The organism is Microcoleus sp., from assembly GCF_049646505.1.
Lineage (GTDB): Bacteria > Cyanobacteriota > Cyanobacteriia > Cyanobacteriales > Microcoleaceae > Microcoleus.
In genome coordinates this window covers 1-4,821 of the sequence record NZ_JBARVX010000406.1, presented here as the reverse complement: position 1 = coordinate 4,821, position 4,821 = coordinate 1, and the positions used below count along the sequence as shown (strand labels likewise).

Below are 4,821 nucleotides of genomic sequence, written 5' to 3'. Positions count from 1 at the left end.
GTGGAACAGGCATCTTGCCTGTTCCTACTCTCAAAACAAACAAAAATTAATTTTTCTTGTGGAACAGGCCGGACAGCCTGTTTCTACTCCAAAAACAAATAAAAATTAATTTTTCTTGTGGAACAGGCATCTTGCCTGTTTCTACTCCAAAAACAAATTCCCAGGGATAGCCTGGGAAACATAAATATTAACCAAAAATAGTGCAATTTTAATATATTTAATTAGCTCAAAAGCTTTCATAATCCAGCATCCCCTGTGGGAGATTTGACAGGGGAGGCCGGGGCGGGCATTTTGGAGATTGCGCCGCACCCGATCGCCTTTCGTGACCTCAAGAAAACAGTTGCGTTCATATTGGATCACCCGTTAGCCTTGGCTGCTGTTGCGAGTCTGGCTTGCCAGATCCAACAGTTGCGCCCAGCGTTTTTGGACTTGTTTGGGAGTGCATTTGAGCTCGGTGGCGATCGCCTTGTCGCTTTCTTGATTCCGCTTCATTTCTAACAGTTGCTGCATTTGGGGCAACAGCCCTGCGCGAAATTCTTCCCATTTGTCGGAAGTCATTCCCAGCTTTTGATCGACATCAGCACCCAGCCATTCGTGGACGAGTTTCCAATTTTGAGTGCGGGCAAATTTTTCGACGTGGTACTTAAACCGCTGTTGCAAGTAGTCGCGCTGGCGGGAAGACAAACCGAGAACTCGATCGATTTCCGAAGCCGAAAGGTCTTGCAATTTCAACATTAAGTAATTCACGCATTCGGGCTGATTTTGAGCTTCCAGATAAGCGATCAATTCAGCGACTACTCGATCGCGCAGTACAGCATCAGCCGGATCGACAGTTTCCGAAACCATTTGTTCGCGCACTTGTTGCAGCACCGGAGAGCGGCTGTACATTTCCGCATCTTCTCCCTTGCCCGACTCTACAGCCATTTCAATGTCGATCGCAGTTTCGGGTGGCTGGCCCTTAGCAAATCCTTGAGCGCGAAGCACGATCAAACGTTGGCGGTTGCGGCCGGGCAAGCCGATTTGGCGCTTGGCGTACTGTTCGGTGAAAGCCATGTACTCAGCCAATTCTAGCTGCGTGCGGGGCTGGTAGGTAACATCGACTTGGTGTTCGCGGCGGAAAGCTCGCAGAGATTCGATATAAAAGCCTTGCAAAAAGTCTTCAATCATGTTGTAGCGAGCTTGGAAGTTCAAGTTCGATCGGAAAGATGCAACATGGCGGTAAATCATCGATGCCAGGTGAGAGTGCAGTTCGACGCGGCCTTGCTTGGAACCGAGGCGGTAGAATTGCAGAGTTTTTTGCAACCGGTGTTCGGCTAAGGTGATTTGCCAAGCTTCAACTTCGCCGGAAACTTGGATGCGATCGCTTTTTTGGCAAATCCGTTCGACTTCCTTAGCAATCCGCATCGCCACCGCTCTAGCGCTGCGGCTGGGATTTTTCATTTCGGCTTCCAATTCTTGGAGGGCAAATTCAGCCAAAGCCAGAACATCGAGGCTGGGAGCAGTATTGATTTCGGCGGTTTGTTCGTCGGAGGCAGCCGGAATGAAGTTGAGGCCAGAAGCGGTGTTGCAGTTGACGGTGTTGGCGGTGTTGTTGGCAGTTTGGACAGTCATAGCGTTTATCTGGTGGTAGCGCACAGCGTGCGAGGACATTTGTCAGAGAGCGAGGCGGCAGTTGCTGGCGGTTTCGCTTGCTGTGCTGATTCAACTCTCTATACATTGAATATAGGGAAGTAGAGATAATCGCAGTTATGTCAGTGTTCCACTCTCTCATGCAACAGTTTTTGGCTGCTGAATCTGATTCTAAGCGCTGGCTGTGAAAGATTGTTTTTTTTGTCCTTAAAGCCTGACTGTACAAGCATTCTGAGCTGTAATTCCGGTATGGCGATCGCTCCTCTGACAGACGGTATTCTGGGGCCTGTGAGTGGACAATTTACTAACTGGCTGTTTGAGCCGATTTTGGGCGATCGAGATTCTGGAATCGATAGCAGGCAGAGTGTAGCGAACTGCACTATCTTCAGAAGCTACGCCACAGAAGTTAGGAAACCCGGTTAATCTACAAATTTGTTTGAAAAAGGCGCAAGGGATTTTTTGGAACGAACCGCGAAGACGCAAAGGACACGAAGGAAGAGAAGAGAAGTACAGAGAGGCCTGTCAAACTATTGATGCCGATTCTCTCTCCAATACCAAAGTCACAGGCCCGTCATTCTCTATCAAAACTTGCATCTGAGCTCCAAACACGCCTGTTTCGACTTTTAAGCCGCTCTGGCGCAACTTTTCGACAAATTTATCATAAAAAAATTCGGCTCGTTCAGGAGCTGCCGATCGGTCAAAGGAAGGTCGCCGACCTTTGCGGCAGTCCCCGTAGAGGGTAAACTGACTGACCACCAGCAACTCGCCGCCGATGTCTTGTACGGACTTGTCCCAGCGGCCGCCCTCGCTGGCAGTGTCGGGAAACAAACGCAGTTCCAGGCATTTGCGAGCCATCCAGTCGAGTTCTGTTTCGGTGTCGGTGTCCGCAATACCCACAAGCAAGTTGAGTCCGCAGCCAATTTTGCCGACAATTTCGCCGTTAACTTCGACTTGAGAGGATTTGACTCGCTGAATGATAACTCGCATGGAAAATCGTTAATTGGTAATAGGTAATACCATTTTTCTTTCATATATGCTATGGATGAAATCCGAAGCCCCCCCGAAATCGCGGGGGGGTTGGGGGGGGTAATATCTAGCGCTACTTTATGAAATTGGTATAATTACTCGTTACCAGGCTCTTGGCCTGGTAACGCAGATGCTTTGGCTCTGCCTCCTATCTTCCTAAGTATCCAGAGAGGCAGAGCCTCGCTTACATCGGTTCCCCGGCTCTTGGCCGGGGAACCAGTAATATTTTACTGTTAGTTTTTCCCAAAACCTTTGCCGCGATTGGGTGCAGGCATACAGAGACAGTTTTCGATTTGCGATCGCAAAGTCTCGGTATCCAAACCCTGACCGATCAAAACAAGCTGGTTTTTGCGATCGTCGCCTTTCCACTCGTCGTCGTCCATCGAAAATCGCTTGCCGCTCAAATGGAAAATATGCCGTTTCGGACTTTCTTCAAACCACATAATCCCCTTCGCGCGAAACACGTTTGTTGGCAGTTGGTTGTCTAAGAAATATTGAAATTTTCTCAGAGAAAACGGCTTTTCGCTTTGGAAAGAAATTGAAGTGAATCCGTCATTTTCTAAATGGTCGGAGTGGTCGTGATGGTCGTGATGGCTGTGGTCGTGATGGCTGTGGTCGTGGTGGCTGTGGCCGTGGTCGTGATGTTCGTGATGTTCGTGATGTTCGTGATGTTCGTGATGTTCGTGACTGCTAGCAGTTTCCTCAGATTGGAAATATTTGTCAGATTCAAACAACCCGACGCTGAGGACTAGCGGTAGGGGAACTTGCGATTTTACTGTTCGCACAATTCGAGCACCTTCTTTGATATCGCGAATCTTAACTTCCAACAAATCTAAATCTGCTTCTTCAACCAAATCTGTTTTGTTGAGGATAATTATATCGCCGTAAGCTATTTGACTGTAAGCTGCTTCTGAGTTAAACAAATCTAAGCTGTAGTTGGCCGCGTCTACTACTGTCACTATCGAATCTAGACGGGTTAGGTCGCGCAGTTCTGTGCCTAAAAAAGTTAGAGCAACTGGCAGGGGATCGGCGAGTCCGGTTGTTTCTACTACTAGATAATCGAGGTTTTCTTGACGTTCTAAAACTTTGTAAACTGCATTTACCAAATCTTCATTAATTGTGCAGCAGATGCAGCCGTTGTTGAGCTCAACCATGTTGTCGTCGGTGGTGACAATCAGTTCGTTGTCGATGCCGATTTCGCCAAATTCATTGACCAAAACTGCTGTTTTCAAACCTTGCTGGTTGGTCAGGATGTGGTTGAGCAGGGTTGTTTTGCCGCTGCCGAGAAATCCTGTAATGATGGTAACGGGTAAGCCGTGTTTGGGAGCGTCCATCGCCGGTTCTGTCTCGGACTGAGTTAGAGATTGCATAGCTTGAATGTCAAATAATGTCGATCGCACTTTCCTTGTGTTTCTTATTCTATCTTATTTAGGACAACGGCCCGTCAACCCGGTTTCTGGGAGAATTTTTGGGTTGGGCGGCACAGCACCTACCCATCAACCCGCAGCCCCACAGTACAAAGGCACTTGGCTTGTCACCTGTTTTCTACGTACAATATTTAAATTTCAGCTAAAACAGGGCGGTGGCTAAAAATAGCCACCGCCCTCAAGATAGTTTTGCGCTATCTAAATCCGTGCTTACGCAGGAAGCAAGACTGCATCGATGATGTGAATGACACCATTATCAGCAGCAACGTCTGCTTTGGTAACGGTAGAATCATTGATTTTGACACCATTGGAAGCATCAATTTTGATTTCCGAGCCTTCAACTGTCTTCGCAGATTTCAGCTTAGCCGCATCAGCAGCCATAACTTTTCCAGAAACGACGTGATAAGTCAAGATTTTTTTGAGCTTAGGGATGTCCTTAAGCAGTGAATCTACAGTACCTGCGGGAAGCTTAGCAAAAGCTTCGTCTGTAGGAGCGAAAACTGTGAAAGGGCCTGGGCCTTTGAGAGTATCTACTAAACCAGCAGCTTTAACGGCAGCAACTAGAGTTGTAAAAGAGCCTGCCGAAACGGCGGTATCAACGATATCAGCCAAGTGAGTCACCTAGGTTTTGTATTCTGTATATCAATATAGCGCTAAAAAGTTAATTTAGCTACCTAATTTTTGGGAATTTTTATCAGATTTTCTGATGACTAAGATAGCAATTTTTAAATTTCTCGGA

At 47.4% G+C, this 4,821-nt stretch carries 5 protein-coding genes; 1 reads left to right on the top strand and 4 read right to left on the bottom strand.

The window, feature by feature from the left end:
* Nucleotides 1-363: 363 nt before the first annotated feature.
* Entirely contained in the window at nucleotides 364-1,611 is a 1,248-nt protein-coding gene (locus tag WBA89_RS20170; protein ID WP_424408962.1) for a HetZ-related protein, read from the bottom strand.
* Nucleotides 1,612-1,830: 219 nt separating this feature from the next.
* Between WBA89_RS20170 and WBA89_RS20165 the strand changes: the two genes are divergently transcribed.
* The gene (locus tag WBA89_RS20165) at nucleotides 1,831-2,052 is read left to right on the top strand and encodes a hypothetical protein (protein WP_424408961.1); all 222 of its coding nucleotides are present in this window, start codon (nucleotides 1,831-1,833) and stop codon (nucleotides 2,050-2,052) included.
* 99 nt (nucleotides 2,053-2,151) lie between these two features.
* On the opposite strand, the gene dtd is transcribed toward WBA89_RS20165, so the two are convergent.
* The 3 genes from dtd to WBA89_RS20150 form a co-directional block, all read right to left on the bottom strand.
* Nucleotides 2,152-2,616 (bottom strand): D-aminoacyl-tRNA deacylase, encoded by a 465-nt coding sequence (gene dtd / locus WBA89_RS20160; RefSeq protein WP_424408960.1) that lies wholly within the window; start codon nucleotides 2,614-2,616, stop codon nucleotides 2,152-2,154.
* Nucleotides 2,617-2,888: 272 nt separating this feature from the next.
* On the bottom strand, nucleotides 2,889-4,025 hold the full coding sequence (locus tag WBA89_RS20155; RefSeq protein ID WP_424408959.1) for a CobW family GTP-binding protein: 1,137 nt from the start codon (nucleotides 4,023-4,025) through the stop codon (nucleotides 2,889-2,891).
* A gap of 267 nt (nucleotides 4,026-4,292) precedes the next feature.
* Nucleotides 4,293-4,694, bottom strand: a complete 402-nt coding sequence (locus tag WBA89_RS20150) for a fasciclin domain-containing protein (protein ID WP_424408963.1) — start codon at nucleotides 4,692-4,694, stop codon at nucleotides 4,293-4,295.
* Nucleotides 4,695-4,821: the final 127 nt, after the last annotated feature.